Source organism: Gillisia sp. JM1 (genome assembly GCF_000424645.1).
In the GTDB taxonomy this organism is placed as follows: Bacteria; Bacteroidota; Bacteroidia; order Flavobacteriales; family Flavobacteriaceae; genus Gillisia.
In genome coordinates, this window is record NZ_KE384218.1 from 2202601 (window position 1) to 2227271 (window position 24671).

The 24671-nt window shown below is 35.2% G+C and carries 21 protein-coding genes and 1 other RNA gene; 17 read left to right on the plus strand and 5 right to left on the minus strand.

Annotation, left to right across the window (positions count from 1 at the left end):
• Nucleotides 1–140 precede the first annotated feature (140 nt).
• Entirely contained in the window at nucleotides 141–1538 is a 1398-nt protein-coding gene (fumC, locus tag H033_RS0113315; RefSeq protein ID WP_026838753.1) for a class II fumarate hydratase, read from the plus strand.
• Nucleotides 1539–2288: 750 nt separating this feature from the next.
• On the opposite strand, the gene ccsA is transcribed toward fumC, so the two are convergent.
• Entirely contained in the window at nucleotides 2289–5459 is a 3171-nt protein-coding gene (gene ccsA / locus H033_RS0113320; RefSeq protein ID WP_026838754.1) for a cytochrome c biogenesis protein, read from the minus strand.
• 122 nt (nucleotides 5460–5581) lie between these two features.
• On the opposite strand from ccsA, the gene H033_RS0113325 reads away from it, so the two are divergent.
• From H033_RS0113325 to H033_RS0113370, 9 genes are all read left to right on the plus strand, one after another.
• The gene (locus tag H033_RS0113325) at nucleotides 5582–6343 is read left to right on the plus strand and encodes a Rossmann-like and DUF2520 domain-containing protein (RefSeq protein WP_026838755.1); all 762 of its coding nucleotides are present in this window, start codon (nucleotides 5582–5584) and stop codon (nucleotides 6341–6343) included.
• Entirely contained in the window at nucleotides 6327–6854 is a 528-nt protein-coding gene (locus H033_RS0113330; protein WP_026838756.1) for a KdsC family phosphatase, read from the plus strand. Before H033_RS0113325 ends, H033_RS0113330 begins: the two co-directional genes overlap by 17 nt.
• Before the next feature lie 46 nt (nucleotides 6855–6900).
• On the plus strand, nucleotides 6901–7818 hold the full coding sequence (locus H033_RS0113335) for a geranylgeranylglycerol-phosphate geranylgeranyltransferase (RefSeq protein ID WP_026838757.1): 918 nt from the start codon (nucleotides 6901–6903) through the stop codon (nucleotides 7816–7818).
• A gap of 3 nt (nucleotides 7819–7821) precedes the next feature.
• Nucleotides 7822–8412 (plus strand): Maf family nucleotide pyrophosphatase, encoded by a 591-nt coding sequence (locus H033_RS0113340; RefSeq protein WP_026838758.1) that lies wholly within the window; start codon nucleotides 7822–7824, stop codon nucleotides 8410–8412.
• A 235-nt stretch (nucleotides 8413–8647) separates the two neighbouring features.
• Nucleotides 8648–9544, plus strand: coding sequence for a hypothetical protein (locus H033_RS0113345; protein WP_026838759.1), 897 nt, complete (start codon nucleotides 8648–8650; stop codon nucleotides 9542–9544).
• Complete coding sequence (locus H033_RS0113350) at nucleotides 9544–10083, plus strand: mechanosensitive ion channel domain-containing protein (RefSeq protein ID WP_026838760.1); 540 nt, start codon at nucleotides 9544–9546, stop codon at nucleotides 10081–10083. The genes H033_RS0113345 and H033_RS0113350 overlap by 1 nt, the downstream gene beginning before the upstream one ends.
• A 73-nt stretch (nucleotides 10084–10156) precedes the next feature.
• The gene (locus H033_RS0113355; protein ID WP_026838761.1) at nucleotides 10157–12646 is read left to right on the plus strand and encodes a PIG-L family deacetylase; all 2490 of its coding nucleotides are present in this window, start codon (nucleotides 10157–10159) and stop codon (nucleotides 12644–12646) included.
• Between the two features lie 109 nt (nucleotides 12647–12755).
• Entirely contained in the window at nucleotides 12756–14465 is a 1710-nt protein-coding gene (locus H033_RS0113365; protein WP_026838762.1) for a sodium:solute symporter, read from the plus strand.
• On the plus strand, nucleotides 14455–15429 hold the full coding sequence (locus H033_RS0113370) for a Gfo/Idh/MocA family protein (protein ID WP_026838763.1): 975 nt from the start codon (nucleotides 14455–14457) through the stop codon (nucleotides 15427–15429). The genes H033_RS0113365 and H033_RS0113370 overlap by 11 nt, the downstream gene beginning before the upstream one ends.
• A gap of 56 nt (nucleotides 15430–15485) precedes the next feature.
• Here the strand turns inward: H033_RS0113370 and H033_RS0113375 are convergent, their stop codons facing one another.
• The gene (locus tag H033_RS0113375; RefSeq protein WP_026838764.1) at nucleotides 15486–16328 is read right to left on the minus strand and encodes a DUF2911 domain-containing protein; all 843 of its coding nucleotides are present in this window, start codon (nucleotides 16326–16328) and stop codon (nucleotides 15486–15488) included.
• A gap of 147 nt (nucleotides 16329–16475) precedes the next feature.
• On the opposite strand from H033_RS0113375, the gene H033_RS0113380 reads away from it, so the two are divergent.
• Genes H033_RS0113380 through H033_RS0113390 form a run of 3 tightly spaced genes read left to right on the plus strand, consistent with a single transcriptional unit; the run spans nucleotide 16476 to nucleotide 18993 of the window.
• Nucleotides 16476–16985 carry an SRPBCC family protein gene (locus H033_RS0113380; RefSeq protein ID WP_026838765.1) on the plus strand — a complete coding sequence of 170 codons (510 nt, stop codon included), beginning with the start codon at nucleotides 16476–16478 and terminating at the stop codon, nucleotides 16983–16985.
• Between the two features lie 5 nt (nucleotides 16986–16990).
• The gene (locus H033_RS0113385) at nucleotides 16991–17689 is read left to right on the plus strand and encodes an SDR family NAD(P)-dependent oxidoreductase (RefSeq protein ID WP_026838766.1); all 699 of its coding nucleotides are present in this window, start codon (nucleotides 16991–16993) and stop codon (nucleotides 17687–17689) included.
• Nucleotides 17689–18993: a cryptochrome/photolyase family protein gene (locus tag H033_RS0113390; RefSeq protein ID WP_026838767.1), complete on the plus strand. Its 1305-nt coding sequence runs from the start codon at nucleotides 17689–17691 to the stop codon at nucleotides 18991–18993. The genes H033_RS0113385 and H033_RS0113390 overlap by 1 nt, the downstream gene beginning before the upstream one ends.
• A 445-nt stretch (nucleotides 18994–19438) precedes the next feature.
• On the opposite strand, the gene kdsB is transcribed toward H033_RS0113390, so the two are convergent.
• Together kdsB and H033_RS0113400 are read right to left on the minus strand one after the other, a co-directional pair.
• Nucleotides 19439–20191, minus strand: coding sequence for a 3-deoxy-manno-octulosonate cytidylyltransferase (gene kdsB / locus H033_RS0113395; protein ID WP_026838768.1), 753 nt, complete (start codon nucleotides 20189–20191; stop codon nucleotides 19439–19441).
• A gap of 24 nt (nucleotides 20192–20215) precedes the next feature.
• Nucleotides 20216–21652 (minus strand): ATP-dependent RecD-like DNA helicase, encoded by a 1437-nt coding sequence (locus tag H033_RS0113400; protein WP_026838769.1) that lies wholly within the window; start codon nucleotides 21650–21652, stop codon nucleotides 20216–20218.
• A gap of 113 nt (nucleotides 21653–21765) precedes the next feature.
• Between H033_RS0113400 and H033_RS0113405 the strand changes: the two genes are divergently transcribed.
• The 4 genes from H033_RS0113405 to H033_RS0113420 are packed head-to-tail and all read left to right on the plus strand — an operon-like array spanning nucleotide 21766 to nucleotide 24143.
• Nucleotides 21766–22413, plus strand: a complete 648-nt coding sequence (locus H033_RS0113405) for a hypothetical protein (protein WP_026838770.1) — start codon at nucleotides 21766–21768, stop codon at nucleotides 22411–22413.
• Nucleotides 22400–23227, plus strand: a complete 828-nt coding sequence (locus H033_RS0113410; protein WP_034886221.1) for a DUF3822 family protein — start codon at nucleotides 22400–22402, stop codon at nucleotides 23225–23227. The genes H033_RS0113405 and H033_RS0113410 overlap by 14 nt, the downstream gene beginning before the upstream one ends.
• Nucleotides 23218–23766 (plus strand): 16S rRNA (guanine(966)-N(2))-methyltransferase RsmD, encoded by a 549-nt coding sequence (gene rsmD / locus H033_RS0113415; RefSeq protein WP_026838772.1) that lies wholly within the window; start codon nucleotides 23218–23220, stop codon nucleotides 23764–23766. Before H033_RS0113410 ends, rsmD begins: the two co-directional genes overlap by 10 nt.
• Entirely contained in the window at nucleotides 23763–24143 is a 381-nt protein-coding gene (locus H033_RS0113420; RefSeq protein ID WP_026838773.1) for a hypothetical protein, read from the plus strand. The genes rsmD and H033_RS0113420 overlap by 4 nt, the downstream gene beginning before the upstream one ends.
• An 84-nt stretch (nucleotides 24144–24227) precedes the next feature.
• Here H033_RS0113420 and rnpB read toward each other — a convergent pair.
• Nucleotides 24228–24544: RNase P RNA component class A (gene rnpB, locus H033_RS21055), an RNA gene on the minus strand.
• Between the last annotated feature and the right edge of the window lie 127 nt (nucleotides 24545–24671).

Here is a 24671-nt window from a genome sequence, read left to right on the forward strand (position 1 = left end):
GATTTTTTAGATTAAAAATCAATTTTTTGATAAATCAAACCTAAATAAAGGATTCTATATAAAAACTTAAAAATTTTGTATAAAATTTAAAGAAATAAAAAACTTGAAACTGTAGATTTGTAATCTAATCGAAAAAAATTATGGACTACAGAATAGAGAAAGATACAATGGGGGAAGTGAAAGTCCCTTCAGATAAGTTGTGGGGAGCACAAACCGAACGTTCCAAAAATAATTTCAAAATTGGCGCAGCAGGCAGTATGCCTTTAGAAATAGTATATGGTTTTGCCTATTTAAAAAAGGCAGCAGCCTTTACTAACTGCGAACTTGGAGCTCTACCTGTAGAAAAAAGAGATTATATAGCACAAGTATGTGAGGAGATCCTAGCCGGAAAACACGACGATCAATTTCCTTTGGTGATCTGGCAAACTGGAAGTGGTACTCAGAGTAATATGAATTTAAATGAAGTGATAGCTAATCGGGCGCATCAACTTGCTGGGAAAACTATTGGAGAAGGTGAAAAAACACTTCAACCAAACGATGATGTGAATAAATCACAATCATCTAACGATACCTTTCCAACCGGAATGCACATTGCTGCCTATAAAAAAGTGAGTGAAGTTACTTTGCCAGGAATTCTGAAATTGAGAAATACCTTAAAAAAGAAATCTGAAGAATTTAAGGATGTAGTTAAGATTGGACGTACCCATTTTATGGATGCCACTCCCCTAACCCTGGGACAGGAATTTAGTGGGTATGTTGCGCAATTAGATCATGGAATTAAAGCTTTAGAAAACACACTTCCTCATTTAGCCGAACTTGCGCTAGGTGGCACTGCGGTAGGAACTGGATTGAATACCCCAAAAGGATATTCTAAAAGAGTTGCTGAATTTATAGCAAAATTTACTGGACTTCCTTTTGTTTCTGCCCCGAATAAGTTTGAAGCCTTAGCTGCACACGACGCTTTCGTAGAATCTCATGGTGCTTTAAAACAATTGGCAGTTTCCTTGAATAAAATTGGAAATGATATTAGAATGCTTTCCTCCGGACCTAGAAGTGGAATTGGAGAAATAAGTATCCCTGCAAACGAACCTGGCTCTTCTATTATGCCTGGAAAAGTGAATCCAACGCAATGTGAGGCATTAACTATGGTTTGTGCACAAGTTATGGGGAACGATGTTGCAATAAGCGTGGGTGGAATGCAAGGTCAGTTTGAGCTGAATGTTTTTAAACCAGTTATGGCCGCTAACTTTTTACAAAGTGCACAATTAATTGGAGACGCATGTGCTTCTTTTGATGAGCATTGTGCTCAAGGTATTGAGCCTAACAAGAAAAGGATCAAAGAACTTTTGGATAATTCCCTAATGTTAGTAACTGCTTTGAATACTAAGATTGGATATTATAAAGCTGCAGAGATCGCAAACACAGCGCATGCTAACGGAACTACACTAAAACAGGAAGCTGTGAATTTAGGTTATGTTACTGAAGAAGAGTTTGACGAATGGGTTAAACCAAAAGATATGGTTGGAGGATTGAAGTAATTTGATTTTTCAATTCGATACAATACAAAAAGCTGCCTTGAAAGAGGTGGCTTTTATTTTTTAGCAATATGTCAGGCTGAGCCTGTCGAATCCGCTCTAGAGCTGAGCACATTTCGATAGGCTACCATTGACGTAATTTCAAGAATCTGGAATACTCTCCCTCTGGTCGGTAAAGATCTGTTTAATTTTTAAGATTGTTCATTTTTTTGCGTGTCCAAAAAAACGAACCAAAAAAAGGACACTTTTTTGTAGGTGTTTCCAATTATGCTACCGCATAATTAGAACCGTACTTCCACGGCTAAATTTTCTCCAAGGCTTCGAAAATTTTACGCCGTGGAACTACTACACTTGCAAAAAAGAAGTTCTTAAGAAGATAAATCAGCTAGAAACAATTATACGTCAAAAACCTACGCTAGATAATTTTTTTTATCACGGGTCTCAGTGTGACAGTTAAGTATTAAGTTGTTTTCATTTCAAGAGAGTAGGAGTCTCAATAAAAAATTTGAACTTCATTGAGATTCTTCAATCCGTTTCACTCCTTTCAGAATGACACAAGAAGAGATTTGTCATTCCGACGGAGGAGGAATCTCAATAAAAAATTTGAACTTCATTGAGATTCTTCAATCCGCTACACTCCTTTCAGAATGACACTAGGAGAGATTTGTCATTCCGACGGAGGAGGAATCTCAGTGAATTTCTTCGATACTTTTCAATTCTCAACTCAATGAGTAATATAAAAAATTCTAAATGCTACTTAGCGTAGTACTTTTTATATTTCCAATAAGACACACCACCTAACAATGCTACCCCGGCAACTGCATAATAAATAAATGTTGGGGTGATCACTTTATCTCCACTCGCATAAGAATGCAAACCTGCTAAATAAAAGTTAACTCCAAAATAGGTCATCATAATACTAGAGAACGCAATAATAGCCATTAAATTAAAGAACCATCTGCTTCTTAATCCCGGTACTAAACGCATGTGTATCACAAAGGCATATACCATAATACTCACTAGCGCCCAAGTCTCTTTTGGATCCCAGCCCCAATATCTCCCCCAACTTTCATTGGCCCATTGTCCACCTAAAAAGTTTCCAATGGTTAGCATTACCAATCCAACGGTTAAGGCCATTTCAGTAATTATAGTGATCTCTTTAATATTCAAATTCATTTTTGCCTTATTCTTATCGGTTGTAAGAATCATAAGTATTAGAGAAACTGCTCCTAAGATCATACCTAAGGTGAAAGGACCATAACTACCCACAATAACAGATACGTGGATCATTAACCAATATGAATCCAATACAGGTTGTAAATTAGCAATTGCAGGATCCATCCAGTTCCAGTGAGCGATCATTAGGATCATAGCGGTTACAAAGGAAGTGGACGCGGTTGTCAAAAAGCTTTTTCTTCCGAAGGCCAAACCAAAGAACATCGTGGCCCAGGCAACGTAGATCATAGACTCATAAGCATCACTCCATGGTGCATGACCAGAAATATACCATCTTGCAGCAAGTCCCAAGGTATGTACAATAAATAATACCAAAATCACTATTGCACTGGTTTTAATCAAGACTCTAATCACCTTAGAATCTTTAAAGATCTGCGCAATCACCAAAATTAGCATGATTAAACCCGCGAACATATACCACATATAGAGGTTTCGAAAAATATCATATTTATTATAAAGCACTTCTGCATTTATCTTTTCTTCTGAAGGCATAACATCTGCTCCAAATTTTTTCTGATATCCTGTTATACTTCCAAGCAACTCATCAGACTTTGTATAATCTCCTGAAACTCTAGATTCCCGAAGGGTATTCATATAGATTGGTAAGATCTGTCTTGCATAAACAGAATCCATCCCGGTTAATTTTGATTCTGATACTTCTGGAAAAGAGATCCATTTGTTATTCTCATCTTCTGGAATAGGGAAAATACGCAACACTTTACCTTGTAAAGCATTGTAAAGTAGATTCACTTTTCTGTCTGTTTCTATGAAATCTTTCTGAAACTGATTAGGAACACTTGCCTTATAAGCACCTTCTAAATAAGGAGAGAGTTTATAGGTTCCTGAAGCATCAAAGAAATTTGTTAGCGCAAGATATTTCTCATCAACATTTACTCCTGCAATATGTCTAATACTATCATTATTAGGTTTCACGTAAATTAAGGGAACATTATACCATAACGCTGGATTCTCGGTCATGGAGATCAAAATCTGATCTGCATTTAGCCCTTCGTAAGAATCTTTCTTGCTAAGTTTTCTTAATAATTCTGAAGAAAAAGTATTAGCCGGCTTCATTCTTCCACCTGCATCCTGAATTACCAATTTCCCAAACTTTGCCGCATGCTTTGCATCTACAGCAGTACTCTGAATTATAGAGTCTACTCTTTCTTTATTAGAAGTAACATGGGCGTGATCATCTTCTTGAGTATTTTGAGCAAATCCAGAACTAAAACTCAAAAACAATACAGCTATTAAGCTTAGTGCTGCCTTCTTTTCCTTCACTTTATCTAACAGGACCTTCAAATTCCCGAATCTACTTCCTTTATCAAATAGAATTAACATAAGACCTAGATACAATAGAAAATACCCAATGTAAGTAATCCATGTTCCCCAAAAATCGTGATTTACAGAGAGTACGGTCCCTTTTTCATCTGGATCAAAAGAGGCTTGAAAGAATCTATAGCCTTCTTTATCCAATACATGGTTCATAAAGATCTCGTAGGGTTCTGTGCCTTTATCGTCGATCACTTCTACCTTACTCTTGAATGCTGCGTAACTTGGAGTTGGATTATTCTCGGTTCCGGGATATTTATCGGCTATAAAATCATTCAACTTAATAGAAAATGGCAATTCCATTTCCTTAGAACCATAATTTAGATAAATATCTAATCCACCAACTTTTAGATTCTTTGGAGGATTCACAACTCCTTTTCCTCCTAACATGCTAATATTCTTAGACTCACCTCCAGTGGTGATTTTAAGGCTAACTGCATTGAGTTGATTTTTTGCTTTTACTTCCGTAGGAATAATATCATAATTCCCCCTTGCCATTGGTTCTGGAATCACAAACTGCATCCCACCAATATTGTACAAGGACCTTAACATTAAAGCTTGTGTACTATCTGCTATTACCTCTCCTTTAAATTGATCTGACATTCTCATGAAATCTCCTTCAAATGGGGATCTTAATTGATAGGTTCCCTCCTCTTCATCAACTTCAATATTAATAGCACCTTCAGTAGGTTTGTTTAGCGTAAATAGTGTATTATGAATATTAGCTATTTCACCCTCTTTTAAATAATGATCGTGTCTAGCTCCATCTCCTGCTTCAACAATCTTAAGATAATTATCCCCGTTTTCGGCTAAAACCAATCCTTCCTCTGCTCCATGGATATAGTTGATCACCTCGATATCTACTTCCTGACCGTTGAAATCAGTATTAATAGCTATATCATTTTCTGTTTCCGGCGCTAATAGAACTGCTTCTTCAACTACTCTTCTTCGTGGTTCTCCGTCTATTTCTCCATCTAAATAAGCGGTTAAATAGGTTCTTTCTGAAAGAAATGAACTGGTGGTTTCTCCTTCACGAATTGGCATAATACCTTCGTAACTGATATATCTGGTAACAAAAGCACCAACTAAAATTAAAATAAATGACAGGTGAATTAAAAGGGAAGACCATTTTTCGCGTTTATGCATCCCGTATCGGATGATATTTCCGCAGAAATTGATAACAAAGAAAACCATGATTCCCTCAAACCACCAGGTATTATAAATCAATACTCGAGCGGTCTCTATGGTGTACCAACTTTCTATGAATGTTCCCAGAGCCATTGATATGGCGAAGACAATGAACAAGACTGCCATAATTCGGGTAGAGAATATAACAGAGGCTATTTTATTTTGCATTTAGGACTACTTTAAAACGATGCAAATTTAACTATTTTTAAGGAGTTTGCGAGCTTTAAAGACAAGCAATTCCACTGATCAATTGTTAATTTTAAACCCGGAAATTTTGGTATTTTAGCAAAATGAAGCGAATTGTACTTTTTGGCACTGGAAATGTAGCAACTCATTTATTTGAGGCCTATAAAAATTCCGATAATTTTAAGATCATTCAGGTATATAATCATGCTTCAGAAACACTTCAAGCTTTCAAGGATCAGGTAGCTATTACTACAAATCTTGATGAATTAGCTCCTGCAGATATTTATATTTTTGCTTTAAAGGACGATGTATTAGCTGAGCTAAGTAAAAAAATAAAAGAGACAGATGCTTTGGTATTACACACTTCTGGTGCAGTTTCTAAAGAAGTATTCCATAAATTTAAGAATCACGGGGTGTTTTATCCGCTTCAAACATTTTCTAAAAACAAGGAAGTAGATTTTTCTAACATCCCTATTTGTATTGAAGCTAATACTAAAGCAAACACAAATTCGCTCAAAGAATTAGGTTCAGAAATTTCAGAAAAAATATTTGAGATCTCTTCTCAACAAAGGAAATCCCTCCATGTGGCTGCTGTGTTTGTTAGCAATTTTGTGAATTTCCTTTATACAGAGGGAGAAAAAATATGTCAAGATAATCTGATCCCTTTTGAAATATTGCACCCATTAATTCTAGAAACTGCTTCTAAGGTAACAAAAATGAGTCCTATGGAATCGCAAACAGGACCCGCAAAAAGAAAAGATCAAGATGTTATAAATTCTCATTTAGAATTACTTAATGAGGAACAACAAAAAATATACTCACTTTTAACCCAATCTATTCAAAACCTCCATGGAAAAGAATTATAAAGAATATTTAAATCATGTTAATACGTTCATTTTTGACGTAGATGGCGTACTCACCGACGGAACCATTCAGGTAAATACTGCAGGCGAATTATTGCGGACAATGAACATTAAAGATGGTTATGCTTTAAAAACTGCTGAAATGGCTGGGTACAATGTATGTATAATCTCTGGAGGCAAAAATGAAGGAGTTAGAAAACGCCTGAGAGATCTTGGTATCACTAATATTTTTCTTGGAGTAGCAGATAAGGTGGAGCAGTTAAAAGAATTTATGGATATCTACGATGTAAACCCAGAGCACGTTCTTTATATGGGCGATGATATTCCAGATCTATACGTAATGAAACTAGTAGGAATGCCTTGCTGCCCTCAGGATGCTGCTGCAGAGATCAAAGATATTAGTCGCTATATATCTCACAAAAAAGGTGGGAAAGGTTGTGTTCGTGATGTAATAGAACAAGTTTTAAAAGTGCAGGGAAAATGGCTTCAGAATCATGACGCATCCAAAGGCTAGAAGATAAAACTTTACAATTTAAAATTGGTTTAATTTAAATGATCCTATGCTATTAGCATTTTTGAAATTGGTGAGAGCTCCAAATCTATTAATGATACTTTTCACACAAGTCCTAATTAAATATGGTCTGTTTAATAGTTTTGGAATAAGCATTACTCTTAGCGGCTTAGGTTTTTCTTTATTAGTTCTAGCAAGCATTTGTATTGCTGCTGCAGGAAATATTATCAATGATATCTACGACCTGGAAACAGATAGAATTAATAAACCCGAGAAAGTGCTTATAGGCACAAAAATTTCAATCAATACTGCTAATACGCTGTATATTGTATTGAGCATTGTAGGAGTAGGTTCAGGCTTTTATCTTTCCAACGTCATTGGCAAACCGGAATTTTCCGCAATATTCATCATTATCTCTGCGCTACTTTATCTCTACGCTACCTATTTAAAATACATTATGGTTGTTGGGAATCTGGTGATTAGCGCTTTGGTAGCTTTTTCGATCATTATCGTAGGACTTTATGACCTATTACCAGCCATTACTGCAGAAAATCAACAAACACAATCCACTATTTTCTCTATCATTTTAGATTATGCGCTATTTGCTTTTCTACTGAATTGGCTTAGGGAAATGGTGAAAGACCAAGAAGATATTAAAGGGGACTATAAGGCTGGTAGAAACACACTTCCCGTAGCAATTGGATCAAAGCGAGCTAATTTGGCAATCTTCCTTGTTGGATTATTACCTTTATCTGCGGTAATCTATTACCTATATAATTATTTATTCGAGAATTTATGGGCGGTTTTATATGCCTTAATCTTTATTGTAGCTCCTTTACTTTACTTCTTGATAAATATCTGGACTGCAGAAACTAAAAAGGATTATTATAAACTCAGTTCCTTATTAAAAATAATCATGCTTCTTGGGATAGTATCACTTGGGCTTTATAAATTCATATTACTTTAAATTATGCTGAAGGAAAAACTAAAGAATCATCACATCATATTAGCATCAGGATCTCCCAGAAGACATCAGTTCCTCAAAGATCTAAAGATCCCATTTATAATAGATGTAAAAAATATAGAAGAGATATATCCTGAAAACCTAAAAGGCTCAGAAATAACCGACTACCTATCTGAACTTAAAGCAGAGGTTTTTAAGCGAGAATTAAAAAAAGAAGACATCTTAATCACAAGCGACACCATAGTTTGGCATGAAAACAAAGCTTTAGGAAAGGCCGAAACCACAACGGAAGCCTTTGAAATGTTAAAGTCTATGTCCGGTAAAAAACATGAGGTAATTACTTCTGTAAGCTTTACAACAACTGAGTTTCAGAAAACAGTGAACGCTTCTACTATGGTAACATTTAAGGAATTAACTAAAGAAGAGATCGATTTCTATATTTTGAATTACCATCCCTTGGACAAAGCTGGCTCTTATGGAATTCAGGAATGGATTGGTTTAATTGGAATAACAAAGGTAGAAGGAAGTTACTTCAATGTAGTTGGACTGCCTACGCATTTAGTTTATGAAACCTTATTGGAAATAGCTAGCTTATAATAAATAAAACTTGTTTGAATTCAATATTTAGTTTCATATTAAAAAATTGTTAGCCAAACGAATGTCAGGTAGACCTTAGTCAAGCTCAGAATAAACTATAGTCGAAATCTAATCATTTTGCTGAAGGAGTTCCCGACTGCGAGCGAATTGACAAAAGGACTATAACGATATTAAAGAATTGGTTAGCTTTATAAAAATTTAGTCAATAGACGATTTTCCTATAAATAGTTATATAATGAGATCTAATTATCACCTGCTTTTTTCTGGAATTATCCTTCTGGTCCTTTTATCTGGATGCAGAGATACTTCTTCTGATGAAGTTGTACTTCCCCAACGAAACCTTTCAGAAGAGTTTAAATCGTATTGGTTCAATGGTGAGGCAGAGATCACTTCCTACAAATTAGATCAGTCCAGATATGGAGAATCTAGGGAAGGAACTGCGGTGCTAATATATGTTACAGAAGAATTCCTAAGAGAAGCTCAAGTTAAAGCCAATGCCAAGAGCGATAAGACGATCCCAATACTTAAATTGAACAGTACAAAGAAGTTCAACACAGGGATCTACCCATATTCAATTATGCAGAGCACTTTTTATCCTCTGGAAGGGAAATCGCATGCGTTAAAGATTTCTGCATCTATCCAAGAATGGTGTGGTCATGTATATATGCAACTCAATAACAGAGATGTTTTTAAGATTAATTCTCACTCTTATTTTGAAGGAGAAGCAGATCAAGATCTTGAGTTGTCCAAAACACATTTGGAAAATGAGGTATGGACTCAACTAAGAATAGACCCAGAGCTCTTACCTACGGGAGACATCAGCATGATTCCATCTTTTGAATATTTGAGACTGGCCCATCAGGAAATAAAGGCATACAATGCGCTAGCCGAATTCTATCAAGATGGAGATTGGAGTGTTTATAAAATAAGTTATCCTGAGCTTAAAAGAAATTTGAAAATCTATTATTCAAATATAGCACCCTTTAAAATTGAAAAATGGCAGGAAGAAATAGAAGTAAATGGAAAACTATATACTACTACTGCTACAAAAATGAATGAGATAAAATCTGATTACTGGAATAAAAATTCCAATAAAGATTTACATTTGCGGGAGCAACTGAATTTAAATTAATGAAAGAACTTTTCTTAATATACAAGAACGAAATAATATACACCACCATCATTGTGGTATCGCTGCTAATTATTCAATTCACAATGAAAAAAGCAGCTCACAGAGTTGGGAAACAAAGTGAGATACACATTAGCCGCACCCGCTTAATGCTCAAATACATTAATATTCTAGTCTCCTTAATAGCTGTATTTTCACTTGCGTTCGCATGGGGAATTGGATACAAAGATCTTTCACTAATATTCTCCTCTGTTTTTGCTGTTATTGGAGTGGCATTGTTTGCTATTTGGTCAATACTTAGCAATGTCACATCAGGAATAATTCTTTTCTTTTCCTTCCCTTATAAAATTGGAGATAAGATAAGAATACATGATAAGGACGCTCCTATTATTGGTGTGATAGACGACATCAAGGCCTTTCATTTACATATTATAAATGATGAAGGTGAATTGGTGACCTATCCAAACAACCTGATTTTACAAAAGGCAGTATCCCTTATAAAGAAAGATGTTTATCTGGATGAAGGGAAAGACAGCCTCTAGATTGCGATGGATTAAAGGCTAAGAACACCTTAGAAATTTATATATTTGAAACTATTGAAATCAATATTTTCTCATGCGTAAATTTCTCCCGTTTATTTTCTTTCTTGTAATTATTTCTTTACAAGGACAAGCTCCCAAAAATTTAAATTCAGCAGAAATAGATCAAGCTCTTAAAAAGTTGAACTTTTTGGGCTCTGTTCTTTATCTTGCTGCTCATCCAGATGATGAGAATACAAGACTTATCTCCTACTTATCTAATGAGGTTAATGCCCGTACAGAATATCTTTCTATCACTCGCGGTGATGGAGGACAAAACCTGATTGGTCCTGAACTAAAAGAACTTTTAGGAGTTATTAGAACTCAGGAACTTTTGGCTGCCAGAAGAACAGATGGAGGCGAACAAAGATTTACCCGGGCTATAGATTTTGGTTATACAAAGACTCCAGAAGAATCCATGGAAATTTGGGATAAAGAAGTGGTTTTAGGAGATGTGGTATGGGCAATCCGTACTTTTAAACCAGATGTGATCATTAATAGATTCAATCACCGTACTTCTGGTGAAACTCATGGGCAGCATACAGCGTCAGCCTTACTAGGTGTGGAAGCTTTTAAGCTTGCGGATAATAAAAACGCATATCCTGAACAATTAGATTACACCGAAACTTTTTCTCCTACCCGACTCTATTTTAATACCTCTCCATGGTTCTACGGAAGTCAGGATGAATTTGATAAAGCAGATAAATCCAATTTCATTCAGTTTGACACAGGAGTTTATTTCCCGTGGAATGGTTTGTCTAATCCTGAAATTGCAGCACTAAGCCGAAGTCAGCATAGATCTCAAGGTTTTGGTAGCAGCGGAAGCAGAGGTAGCCAGATAGAATATGTAGAATTAATAGATGGAAAAGTACCGGAAACAAAAGGTGATATTTTCGCAGGAATTGACACTTCTTGGAATCGGTTAAAAGGCGGAGCAGCTATTGGCGAAATTTTAAAAGAAGTAGAAGAAAATTATAATTTCAGAGATCCTTCAGAGAGTTTACCTAAATTGATTGAAGCTTATAAATTGATGCAAGATCTTGAAGATAGCTACTGGAAAAACATTAAAACTTCAGAGATAAAAAATATTATTTTAGCTTGTAGTGGATTATATATTGAAGCTTTAAGTAATACTCCTTATTCAGCTACCAAACAATCTATTGAAGTTAATTTTGAAGCAATAAACAGGAGTAATATTCCTGTAGAACTTTCATCTGTATCGGTCTTACCGGGAGGTTCTTCTCTAGAGCCTAACAAAGTTCTTAGCGACAATGAGAATTGGAATGAAAAACTAACATATACCATCCCAAAAGATGCAAAATACACCTCCCCTTATTGGCTTAATAAAACAGCAAATTTGGGAACTTATGTTGTAGAAGATCCAAAAATAGTTGGATTACCTGAGACTCCACGGTTGACTAAAGCGATCTTCAATCTTAAATTTTACGATGAAATAATCTCTTTTGAAAAGGAGTTGGTTTACAAAACTACAGATCCAGTAAAAGGTGAAGTATATCAGCCTTTTGAAATAGTTCCTCCAGTAGTAGCCTCTTTTAGTGATAAAGTACTGATTTACACCAATGGCGAGGCTAAGAAAATTGAATTAACAGTAACTGCAAACCAAAAGGATACCAAGGGAAAAGTGACCTTAAAGGCTCCGGAAACATGGAAAATTGAACCAAAGGAAACAAATTTCGATATAAAGAATAATGGTGGTACTGCCATATTAAGCTTCATGGTAACTCCCCCAAAAGAACAAAGCGAGACCAATTTAATTCCTGAGATCACTTTTGAAGGTCAGGTTTACTCGAATGAAATTATCAAATTAGATTACGAGCATATCCCTTTACAAACCTTAGTCCTACCCGCTAAAACAAAACTGGTAAAATTAGATATCAAGAAAAAAGGAGAATTGGTTGGCTATATAGATGGCGCAGGAGATGTGATTCCCGAAAGTTTAGAGCAAATTGGGTACAAAGTAATTAGGATAAACCCAAATGAAATAAATGCTGCCTCCCTTGCAAAATTTGATGCGATCGTATTAGGGATTCGTGCATATAACATGGTAGAGCTTTTAAAATTCAAACAAAAAGAACTAATGAAATATGTTGAGAATGGCGGAACGTTGATCTCACAATATAACACAAATCGCGGACTGGTTTTAGATAATTTAGCACCATATAAGTTAGAACTTTCCAGAGATAGAGTTACGGAAGAAGATGCAAAAGTGGAGTTTTTAGATCCACAGCACCCTGTTTTAAATAGTCCAAATAAGATCACCCAGAAAGATTTTGAAAATTGGGTACAGGAGCGTGGTCTATATTTTTCAGATTCATGGGCTCCCGAATTTACTCCTATCTTCGCAATGCATGATAAAAACGAGGCAAATAGCAAAGGAAGCTTGCTTATTGCCAAATATGGAAAAGGGCATTATATCTACACAGGTTTAAGCTTTTTTAGACAATTTCCCGATGCTGTTCCTGGTGCTTTCAGATTATTTGCTAATCTTATCTCAATTGGAAAATAAATGGAAACTCCAAAAAAATATATCTGGAAAAAATCTTATTCTATAGTGCTTCTAGCCAATCTGGGCTATATTATTTTATTCTATTATCTAATGAATCTCTTCTCCTGATATGCAATTAATAGATTGGATCATTTTAATAGGAACACTTGCTTTTATAGTAATTTATGGAGTTTACAAAACAAGAGGAAGTCAAAGTGTAAAAGATTATATTGGGGGTGGTAAGGATTCCCAATGGTGGACTATTGGACTTTCCGTTATGGCTACACAGGCCAGTGCAATTACATTTCTTTCAACTCCAGGACAGGCATATCATGATGGAATGGGCTTTGTGCAATTCTATTTTGGTCTTCCAATTGCCATGGTGGTTATCTGTATGGTATTTATTCCAATATATCATAGGTTAAAGGTTTATACCGCTTATGAATTTCTGGAGTCCAGATTCGATCTTAAAACCAGAACATTAACGGCATTACTATTTTTAATTCAGCGAGGATTATCTGCCGGAATTACCATTTTCGCACCAGCTATTATTTTATCGGCAGTATTAGGATGGAACCTTACTACACTTAATATAATTATTGGAGTGTTAGTTATTATCTATACTGTTTCCGGCGGTACAAAGGCTGTAAATGTAACTCAGAAGCAACAAATGGCAGTAATCTTTGCCGGAATGTTCGCTGCATTTTTTCTTATTATTCAATACCTCCCTGCAGATATCAGTTTCTCTAATGCTTTGGACATCGCAGGTGCTAGTGGAAAACTGGATATTTTAGATTTCTCCTTTGATCTGGATAATAGATATACAGTTTGGAGTGGAGTTATTGGAGGAAGCTTTTTAGCACTATCCTATTTCGGGACAGATCAAAGTCAGGTGCAGCGTTATTTAACAGGGAGCTCGGTACGGGAGATGCAACTGGGACTCATCTTTAACGGGATTTTAAAAGTGCCTATGCAATTCTTTATTCTTCTTGTAGGGGTTATGGTATTTGTCTTCTATCAATTCAATACAGCTCCCCTTAATTTTAATCCGTCCGCTCAGCGAGCTGTATTGGAATCTGAATATTCCGAAGAATATCAACAGTTGATGGTCAAAAATGAAGAGATTCAGCAGAAAAGACAAGAAACTAGTATTAGATACGGTAACAGTTTAACGAGTGCTTCTAAACAAGAACGAGATCTTTACAAATCTGAACTGCTAAGTCTTAATTCTTTAGAAGAAGCCAACAGAGAGGAAGCAAAGACTCTTATAAGCTCTGTAAGTGAAGATCTGGAAACAAATGATAAAGATTATGTCTTTATCCATTTTATACTTAACAATCTTCCAAGAGGTCTTATTGGCTTATTGCTGGCTGTAATATTATCAGCAGCCATGTCATCCACTGCTTCAGAATTAAACGCGCTGGCCTCTACCACCACAATAGATCTTTATAAGAGAAATGTTTCTGAAGAGAAATCTGATGAACACTATGTGAAAATGTCTAAATGGTTCACTTTAGGATGGGGGCTGTTGGCAATCCTTTTTGCAAGTTTCGCAAATTTATTCGATAATCTTATACAATTGGTAAATATCATCGGTTCTATTTTCTACGGAAATGTTTTAGGGATATTTCTGCTGGCATTTTTTATAAAACATGTAAATAGTAACGCTGTATTTATAGCTGCCCTTATAACCCAAGCCGTAATATTATTAATTTATCATCTGGAAGTGCTTCCTTATCTATGGCTTAATCTATTAGGATGTGCTTTAGTTATGATATTAGCACTTATCCTACAAAGTATAATTCACTCTCCAGAAAAACCAGGTAATTATGAGATATAAAACATTTAATTGGGGAATATTAGGTGCAGGAAAAATAGCTGCAAAATTTGCTCAAGACCTCTCGACAGTCCCCGGAGCAATTCTATATGCAGTTGCTAGCAGATCTATTGATAAGGCCGAAGAATTTGCTGCAAAACACGAAATGAAGGTTTCTTACGGCAGTTATTTAGAATTAGTTGAAGATAAAAACATAGATATCATCTATGTTGCAACTCCACATACATTTCATTTTGAACATTCTATACTTTGTTTAGAACATAAAAAAGCCGTTCTCTGTGAAAAACCCTTCGGTATAAATTTAGGGCAGGTAGAAACTATGATCTCTCTGGCCAAACAGAAGAATGTCTTTCTTATGGAAGCCTTATGGACTCAATTCCTCCCACATTTCCAGTTTGTGTTGGATATAACGGAGTCAAAAAAATATGGAGAATTACTTGAGCTCAAAGCAGATTTCGGGTTTAATGCTCCCTTCGATCCAGAAAAGCGTATCTACAATAAAGAACTTGGTGGAGGTAGTTTGATGGATGTGGGTATTTATCCAGTTTTTCTATCATTGTCTTTATTAGGAAATCCTGAAAATATTGTTGCCGAGGCAACTATTGGCAGCACTGGAGTAGATGAAAATTGTACTATACAGCTCTCCTATTCTAATGGTGTTAAAGCTAAACTATACAGCGCCATAAATGAAACTACACCAACAACTGCAACCTTAAGTTTTGAAAAAGCTTCGGTGATTATTAATGGTAGGTTCCATGAACCCTCCTCTGTGAGTATTCAAACTAATGGAGAGCTTGAAACCAAAGAATTTCCGGTAACTACTCATGGTTATAATTTTGAAGCTGCTCATGTTCAAAAAATGCTGGAAGAAAATAGAACAGAAAGTGACTCAATGACGTTTGAAAAAAGTAAACAGTTAATTTCAATGCTCGATCGCATTAGAAAGGAAATAAACCTAGAATATTAGGCAAATAAAAAAAAACCACTGAAGAGTGGGTTTTTTATTATAAGATTTTAAGTGATTTACATCGCTCCCCATTCTTTTAAGGAATCTTTATTCATCTTAACATAATCTGCATTTTTAGCTTTTTCGGCAAGTTGCATAGATTTTTGAGCACTAGCAATCGCTTCTTTTTTCATACCTAATTCAGCTTCTATTAATGATCTTCTTCTCCACATCCAAAATGCATCTTCTTGCATTGCAGTTGCTTTCATGATCCATTCATGAGCTTTCTTTAAATCTTTACCGCTCTCTATGTAAAAACTCGCAGCTGCATAATAATCGCCAGCACCAGGACCATTCATTACCTTTTCAATGCTTGCCATAGTTTTAACATCTGTTGGCACTTTAAATGCTAATGTTGCTGCTGTGTTAGACCATACAAAGTCTAAGACTGCACCATTATTGGATATTTCATTTACGAAGATCCCAAAAGATTCCATAGAGGAAGGCATGGTTTTCACTTTAGCAGTTGCTTTTAAAGCTACCTTAGAATCATCCCATTCTTGTGGATTTCCCCAGTTGCTTGCATCATTATAGAACATTACTTCCCAAGAATCTTTATTTGGAATAGTATAAATAGCATAAGTACCTTTTGCTAACTTCTTCCCACCTATTTCAACACTATCGCTAAAAGTGATCTTTGTATTTGCATTTGCACCCGTACGCCAAACTTCCCCAAAAGGAACTAGTCCACCAAAGATCTCACGACCTCGAACTGCTGGACGAGAATATTCTAAAGTCACATCTGTAAGACCTACTTTTTGTTCAACTTTTGCAGATGGACTAGGTTGTGGGGCTTCAATTTGTGCAGAAGCGCTCAGTGCGAATAATCCGGCACACATAAATAAAAATACTTTTTTCATAATTTTTCAGTTTGTTGATTCCTCAAATATACGCAAACTTCCCTGTTTGATAAGCTGAATAGGAATTCCATAAATTAAATTTTGTTTAACAGTATAACTTTTATCTTAAACAATAAATAGCGTAATTTTATCCTGAAATTATAAGCCATGAAAATTTACACAATGCATACCAAGCAAAAATTGCCTATTACATTAAAAGAAGCTTGGAATTTCCTGTCAGATCCTAAGAATCTAAAGATCATTACTCCAGATTATATGGGGTTTAATATACTTTCCGGCGCAGATAGACCAATGTTCGCAGGTCAGATCATCCAATACATAGTTACTCCTATTGCAGGTATAAAAACAAAATGGGTAACAGAAATTACTCATGTGAGTGAGCTAAATTATTTTGTAGATGAGCAGCGATTTGGGCCATATGCCTTATGGCATCATAAACACTTCATTAAAGAGATTGAAGGTGGAGTAGAAATGGAAGATATAATAGATTATAAATTACCTTTTGGTTTTCTTGGGCAACTTGTGCAGCCCTTTTTAGTTGCACCAAAATTGAAGGAAATATTCGATTATAGAAAACAAAAGTTAACGGAGCTATATGGTGAATATAAAAATCCATCTCAAAATAAAGGAACTCTTAAACAAGATATACTAAATTAGAAATCATGAAGAAAAATATATTATTTATTGGCGGCTCTTACGGAATTGGACTTGAAGCGGCTAAATTATTGGCCAAAGACAATAACCTAATTATTGCCTCAAGAACATCAGAGGAATTAAAAGATATAGATGCCACACATTTAACCTTTGATGCTTCCAAAGACGATATTAAAGATTTAGAACTTCCGGAAACTCTAGATGCTTTGGTTTATTTCCCGGGAAGCATTAACCTAAAGCCGTTTAAAATGTTATCTCCTGAAAGCTTTCAGGAGGAAATGAATCTTAATTTTTTCTCTTTGGTAAAAGTGGTTCAAGGCTTACTTCCTAAACTGAAAAAATCTGAACAAGCAAGTCTGGTATTTTTTAGTACTGTAGCGGTTAAAGTGGGGATGCCATTTCATACTAGCATCGCAGCAGCTAAAGGAGCTATTGAAGGCTTTGCAAAATCTCTGGCAGCAGAATACGCTCCATCATTTAGAGTGAATGTAATTTCCCCTTCTTTGACGGATACACAATTGTCTGAAAAATTATTGTCAAACGATGCAAAACGAGAGAAAATGGGAGATCGTCACCCTCTAAAAAGAGTTGGGACACCAGAAGACATTGCGAATGCAGTTGATTTCTTGATTTCTGAAAAAAGTAGCTGGATGACAGGGCAAATCATAGGAATAGACGGTGGTCTCTCTACTATAAATGTAAATTAATGAATAAAAAAACAGCTGTATTTTGGTTTCGAAGAGATCTTAGGCTAGATGATAATGTTGGATTTCTTCAAGCTTTAAAAGGAGAATTTCCTGTGCTGCCCATATTTATTTTTGATTCCGAAATATTGGATGATCTTCCTAAAAATGATGCGCGACTCAATTTTATATTCGATACCCTGCAAAAAATGCGAAAAGAACTTCAGACAAAAGGAAGCTCTCTTGCTATGTATTTTGGGAAGCCAGCGGCTATTTTCAAGGAATTATTTGACCAGTATGACATTCAGAAGATCTACACCAATAGAGACTATGAGCCCTATGCAAAACAACGCGATGAAAAGATCGAGAAATTAGCAAGTGATAATAATGTTGAATTTCTAACTTTTAAGGATCAGGTGATCTTCGAAAAAGATGAAGTTGTAAAAGCTAACGGAGATCCATATGTGGTCTATACTCCTTATATGAAATTATGGAAGGCCGAATTTAAAAAAATAGAGCTTGAAGTTCATTACACCTCTCAATATTTAGATAATTTAATCCAAAATTCAAGGCTGCCAAACTTAAGTCTGGGTGATATTGGTTTTAAAGCCTCCACCCAGAAAGTGCCAGATTATGAGGTCACTCCTAGCCTGATTCAAGACTATGAAGCAAAGAGAAATTACCCTGCTAAAGATGCTACCTCCCATCTTGGGCCACATCTACGATTTGGAACTGTCGGGATCCGGAAAATTATGAAGAAGGCGATTTCTGAAAAGAATGAGATCTTTTGGCAGGAACTCATATGGCGTGAATTTTTTATGCAGATATTATATCACTTTCCAGATACACCAACAGACGCCTTCAAAAAAAAATACGATCGTATAGAGTGGAGAAATAATAAAGAAGAGTTTAAGAAATGGAAAACCGGAACCACCGGCTATCCAATGGTAGATGCAGGAATGAGACAATTAAATAAATCTGGCTTTATGCATAATAGAGTAAGAATGCTGGTTGGCAGTTTTCTTTGTAAACACCTTTTAATAGATTGGCGCTGGGGAGAAGCTTATTTTGCTGAAAAACTCCTGGATTATGAAATGTCTTCTAACGTAGGAAATTGGCAATGGATTGCTGGGAGTGGTGTAGATGCTACTCCCTATTTTAGAATTTTCAACCCTACTACACAAATAAAGGATTACGATAAAGATTTAGAATATATTAGAAAATGGATTCCAGAGTATGAATCATTCGATTATCCAGAAAAAATGGTAGATCATAAAGAAGCAAGGGAAAGAGCGCTTAGCGTATATAAAAAGGCTGTTTCAGCGTAGTTTGCAGGGAGTAGTGAGTAGTGAGTAGTTAATAGTTAGTAGTTAAGTTAACTATAAAGACACTATCCCGATAAGTTAAAAATTAAAGGCTTAGATTTTTTAAAAAATATTTAAAAAAGATATTATCTAACCCTGAAACAAATTACAAATGGGATAATTGAAGTAATTAGTATATCCTCAAATTTTGACTGCTCAGTATGACAAGTTTGTGAGTGTCATCCTGAGCCTGTCGAAGGATCTTTTATATTGAATTATTCTTTTCGTACTGCTTTTTAAATGAGACTTCTTAAGAAATCTGGTTTTGTTTTTTTCCCGAAGATTTCGTAGATTTACGCAGATTTTTTTCTCATTTTATCATTTTTCTTTAGACCTAGACAGGCATCTCATTTTAACCCAATAAAACACTTCAATTAACAACTTAGGGTTGATATTTATATGAAAGCAATTAATTGGTATCAAATAATTTACGTGCTTTTTCAAGATCTTCAGGAGTATCTATCCCAATCCCTTTAAAGTTAGTTTCCACCATTTTTATGCTTTTCCCATATTCCAAATATCTGATACATTCAATCTTTTCTGTAGCTTCTAATTCAAGCATTGGAAAACTATAAAAATCCATAAGTGCCTCTTTCCTGAAGGCATATATTCCAATATGTTTAAAATAGGTGACTCCAGAGGTAGTCTCTCTTGGATATGGGAGCGGGAACCTTGAAAAGTAAAGTGCAAGATTATCTTTATTGGTAATCACCTTCACATTATTAGGATTGGAGATCTCATCGCTATCCATCATCGGAGTTTTTAGAGATGCCAGATCGATGGTTTTTTCAGGATCGTTCCTAAAAACCTCTAATAATTTGCGTAAACTTTCTTCATCTATAAGCGGCTCATCTCCTTGTACATTAACCACAATATCCACATCCATATTCATTACAGCTTCGGCAATTCTATCACTTCCACATTCATGTTCTTTAGTGCTTTTTATACTTTTGCCATGATTACTTACAATTTCATTGTGAATAATATCGCTATCTGTAACCACATACACTTCATCAAACAAATTCGTATTTAGTGCTGCTTCATAGGTTCTTCTAATGACCGTTTTTCCATTAAGATCTTCCATTAACTTGCCCGGAAACCGAGAGGCTTCAAATCTTGCTGGGATCATTGCTATTATTCGTAGTGAGTCTTTATTTTCCATTCTTTTTATGAATTCGTTTCAATTCTAATTATCAGTAAAAAAATCATCCTTAAACCCTATTAAGTAGAGTTTATCAGTTGCTCGGGTTACCGCAGTATAAAGCCATCTAAGATACTCTTTATCTATTCCATTTGGCAAATATGGTTGCTCTATAAAGACGGTATGCCATTGCCCACCCTGAGATTTATGACAGGTCATCGCATAAGAGAACTTAATTTGAAGCGCATTAAAGAACTTATTATTCTTCACCTTCAAAAACTTCTTGTATTTGGACGTTTCTTCTTCATAGTCCTTCATCACTTCTTGATATAATCTATTGCTGTCGTCATAGGTTAAAGAAGGCGTATTGCTTTCTAAAGTATCCAAGATTACAACAGTTTCAAAAGCGGCCATTTTTGGATAATCTACCATTTGCACTTTGACTTCAGCAAAACGAAATCCGTACAATTCTTTAATAGCAAATATCTCTAACACCTTCACAATATCCCCATTGGCTATAAAACCAGCTTCGGAAGTGGGTTTTACCCAAAAATAGTTATTCTTGACCACCATTAAATAATCTCCAGAGGAAATTTCTTCTTCCTGAAATAAAATTCTGGATCTAATTTGCTGGTTGTATTGATTAGCACGTTTATTAGAACGAACAATGATACTGGTATCTTCATGCCCTAAATTATCATACGAATCCTGAATTGCATCCAAGATCTCATCTCCATCTATTAATCTAACCAGATCTGCTTTTTCTGTAAGTTTAAATTTGAAGGATTCATAAAACTCTTCAGCCAGAGCTTCCCTAATTCTAGTAGCATTTAAAAGGATATCACTTTCTTCGCTCTGCCTCACCACTTCATTCAGTTCTATATGTATCACTTCCTTGTCATAATCCCGACCTAAAGATTGCTCCATAAGCGCAGGACTTAGATCTAACTTTACTGGAGGTAATTGCGCAGTATCTCCAATAAAGATCAACTGACAATTTTGACCTGAATCTACATATTGAATAAGATCTGAGAGCAATCCTTTATTCTCGAACAACTTGGAATCCTGATCCTCATCTGGGATCATAGAAGCTTCATCTACGATAAATACTGCATTCTTATGCTTATTTGGTTGTAATACGAATGTGACTCCTGCTCCACCGGTCTTCTTCGGAAAATATATCTTTTTGTGAATAGTCTGAGCTTCTTGGTTTGAATATAAAGAGATCACCTTTGCAGCTCTTCCGGTTGGAGCTAATAAAATACCCGCTCTTTTTATCTTCCAAAGGTTCTTTACAAGGGAACTTATGATGGTAGTTTTACCAGTTCCGGCGAATCCTTTGAGTAAAAACAGCGAATTTGGCTTGGGATTCACCACATAAGAAGCTAATTGTTGTAATGCAATATCTTGTTTTATTTTTGCCTGAAATCCTAACTCCTTGATTAGCAGTTTATAAAATTTATCGGCTGTAATGGTTTCCATAGGCTATCTTGCAAATCTCAAAGATAACAATGGATTTTTAGGGCAGAAACTTTTACGAATAAAAAAAAATTGTAGATTTGCGAGGAACTCTAATAACTAAAAAAGTCAACCGCATGAAACTTGTCATTCAATTAGTCCTTTGGATTGTGATCATCTTCTTGGGATACATGGTGTTTAACGCAGTGTATGAGCCAATTCAATTTAATAAAGTTAAAGAGAAACGTTACGCCAAAGTAGTTGATCGACTTAAAGATATTCGTGCTGCACAATTAGCGCATCAGGAAATTACTGGAAATTTCGAAAAAGATTTCGATAAATTGATAAGATTTATTGATACTGCAGAATTTACTCTTACACAAAGAAGAGATTCTACCATTATGGATGAAGAGTACAGAAAAACTTTCGGAGTAGATAAACTTAAGGATATTGTAATCATAGATACCTTGGGAACAGCCTCAGTAAAAGATTCTTTATTTAAGAATTCTACAAGGTATAAAGAAATGATGAATGTACCTGTAGATGGTGTAGATGCCAAATTCAGTATGGATGCTGGTACTGTTCTTAAAAATGACAATAAAATCCCTGTTTTCGAAGCAAAGGTTGCGAAAAAAGTGGTATTACATGATCTAGATGAAGATCTTCTTATGGCAGAGAATCAAGTGATTTCTGTAGAAGGTGTAAATGGACGATTCATCAGTCTAGGTTCTATGACAGAGATTAAGACTGAAGGTAACTGGCCAACAGCTTATGATAATAACTAAGAACGAGAAACAAGATATATTTAAGATGTCCATTCAGGTTCGCCTGAATGGATTTTCTTTTTGTATCCTAAATTGTAGCAACAACGAAATTACTTGGTACAAAAAGATCGATCTAGGCAAAGAACAAAGCCCTGTCGAAATTTTAAAGGAAATTGAAAAGCTATATGCTGAAGAAACTAATCTTCAAACTGAGTTTCAAGAGGTAATTGTTCTTTTCTCGAACAATTTATACACCGTAGTTCCAGAATCCTTTTTTATTGAAGAAGAAGCCTCTACTTATTTGAAATTCAACACCAAGATTTTAAAAACAGATGTTGTAGCACATGATATGTTAGCTCACGGGCTAGTAAATGTTTATATTCCATATACCAATATCAATAATTACTTTTTTGATAAATATGGGGAATTCGAATTTAGAAACAACATTTCTGTTCTAATTGAAGCTGTATTAGCAAAAAATACTGAGAGTAAAAATGCTCAAGTTTATTTAAATGACTATTCCAGTTATTATGATCTTGTCATCGTTAAGCAAAATAAATTACTACTCGCCAATACTTTTCAGTACGATACTAAAGAAGATTTTATTTACTATTTGTTGTTTACTGCAGAACAATTGCAAATAGATCCTTCAGAATTTAATCTTTGGTTATTAGGAGATATTTCAAAAGACTCAGATAACTTCAACATAGCTTATACTTATGTTAAATATATAGATTTCTTAACCCCCGCTTTTAATTTTACATCTAAATTGGAACAATCTGAAACATTTCATAGAGAAGCTTTTTCTCTTTTAAAAACCCTTAAATGCGAATAATATCTGGCCAACATAAAGGGAGAAGAATTACGGCTCCTAAAAAACTGCCCGTAAGACCAACCACCGATATGGCTAAAGAAGGTTTGTTTAATATTCTGAACAATAGCTTTCATTTTAATAACTTACATGTATTAGAATTATTTTCAGGTTCTGGAAATATATCTTACGAGTTTGCATCTAGAGGCGCTGTCTCCGTAACTTCTGTAGATGAAAATATAGACTGTATTAAATTCATCAAAAAAACAAGCCTAGAATTGGAGATGGATATTACTCCAATTAAAAGTGATGTTTTTAAATATTTGGAAAGAGCCCCGATAAAAGCAGATATCATTTTTGCAGATCCTCCTTATGATTTTGATGATGCACAATTTAAAAAAATTGTAGTTCTTGTTTTCGAGAAACAATTACTTAACGAGGATGGAGTTCTTATAATTGAACATTCCAAGCATACCAAGATGGATAAGGTAGAACATTTTGATGTGGGTAGAAGATATGGAAACTCAGTTTTCAGCTTTTTCAAAATTAATCTAGAAGAATGAGTGATTTAATCAAATCTGTTAAATTAGGTTTTACAACCTTAGACTTCTACAAAAATTATGTGATTTCTGAGGTAAATGAAGAGGCTGTTTTTAGTCATTCCCAATTTATGGAAGTGGTTAATAGATGTAGGGAGTTTTATGTTGAAAAAAAGTTTGTTTATATCTCAAAGAGGATAAATAATTATAGTGTAGATCCAACAGTCTATTTAAAACTCGAAGAGATTAGAAAAAATTTAATTGGCATTGCCATAGTAAGCAATAAGGTTTCTTCAATCAACATGGCTGGGTTCGAAAAAACTTTTTCAAAAGTAGACTTCAAGATCTTTTTAGAATTAGATGAGGCCGCAGAATGGGCCGAAAATTTATTCCCTCATTGAGGGTTTAATTCCCTTAGGCTTGCCTCGAATCTTTAAAAGTATTTTATTGCCGAACCCTCGTGGATTTGCCTCGAGGTTCTTGATTAAAAAAGTAGGCCGATAAGCCGGATTCTGTCTCCCAATCTCAAAAGAGAAAGTGATCCTTATCATTTATCTCATATTCTTGTTACCAAGAATCTTTAGCTGCCTACCCTCCAGCAACGGGCGAGCAACCCTTAAATGCCGGTATACATGGCATTGCACCGCATAGAGTTTACCTGGTTTCACTACAGCTTAACCTGTACATACTTTCTGTTGCACTTGTCCTAATCTCACAACTGGTGGGTGTTATCCACTATGCTGCTCTATGGTGTCCGGACTTTCCTCCACACCGGGGGTGTGGCGATAAGGTGGCCTACTTTCACGCAAATATACAGCAGCATTTTAAATCTAGCATTATTAAGCACCACAGAATTTTAGATTAATATTCTTGATAAAAAACAAGAAATAGATTTACATCTTCGGGATGGTATTTCTATATTTGTTTTT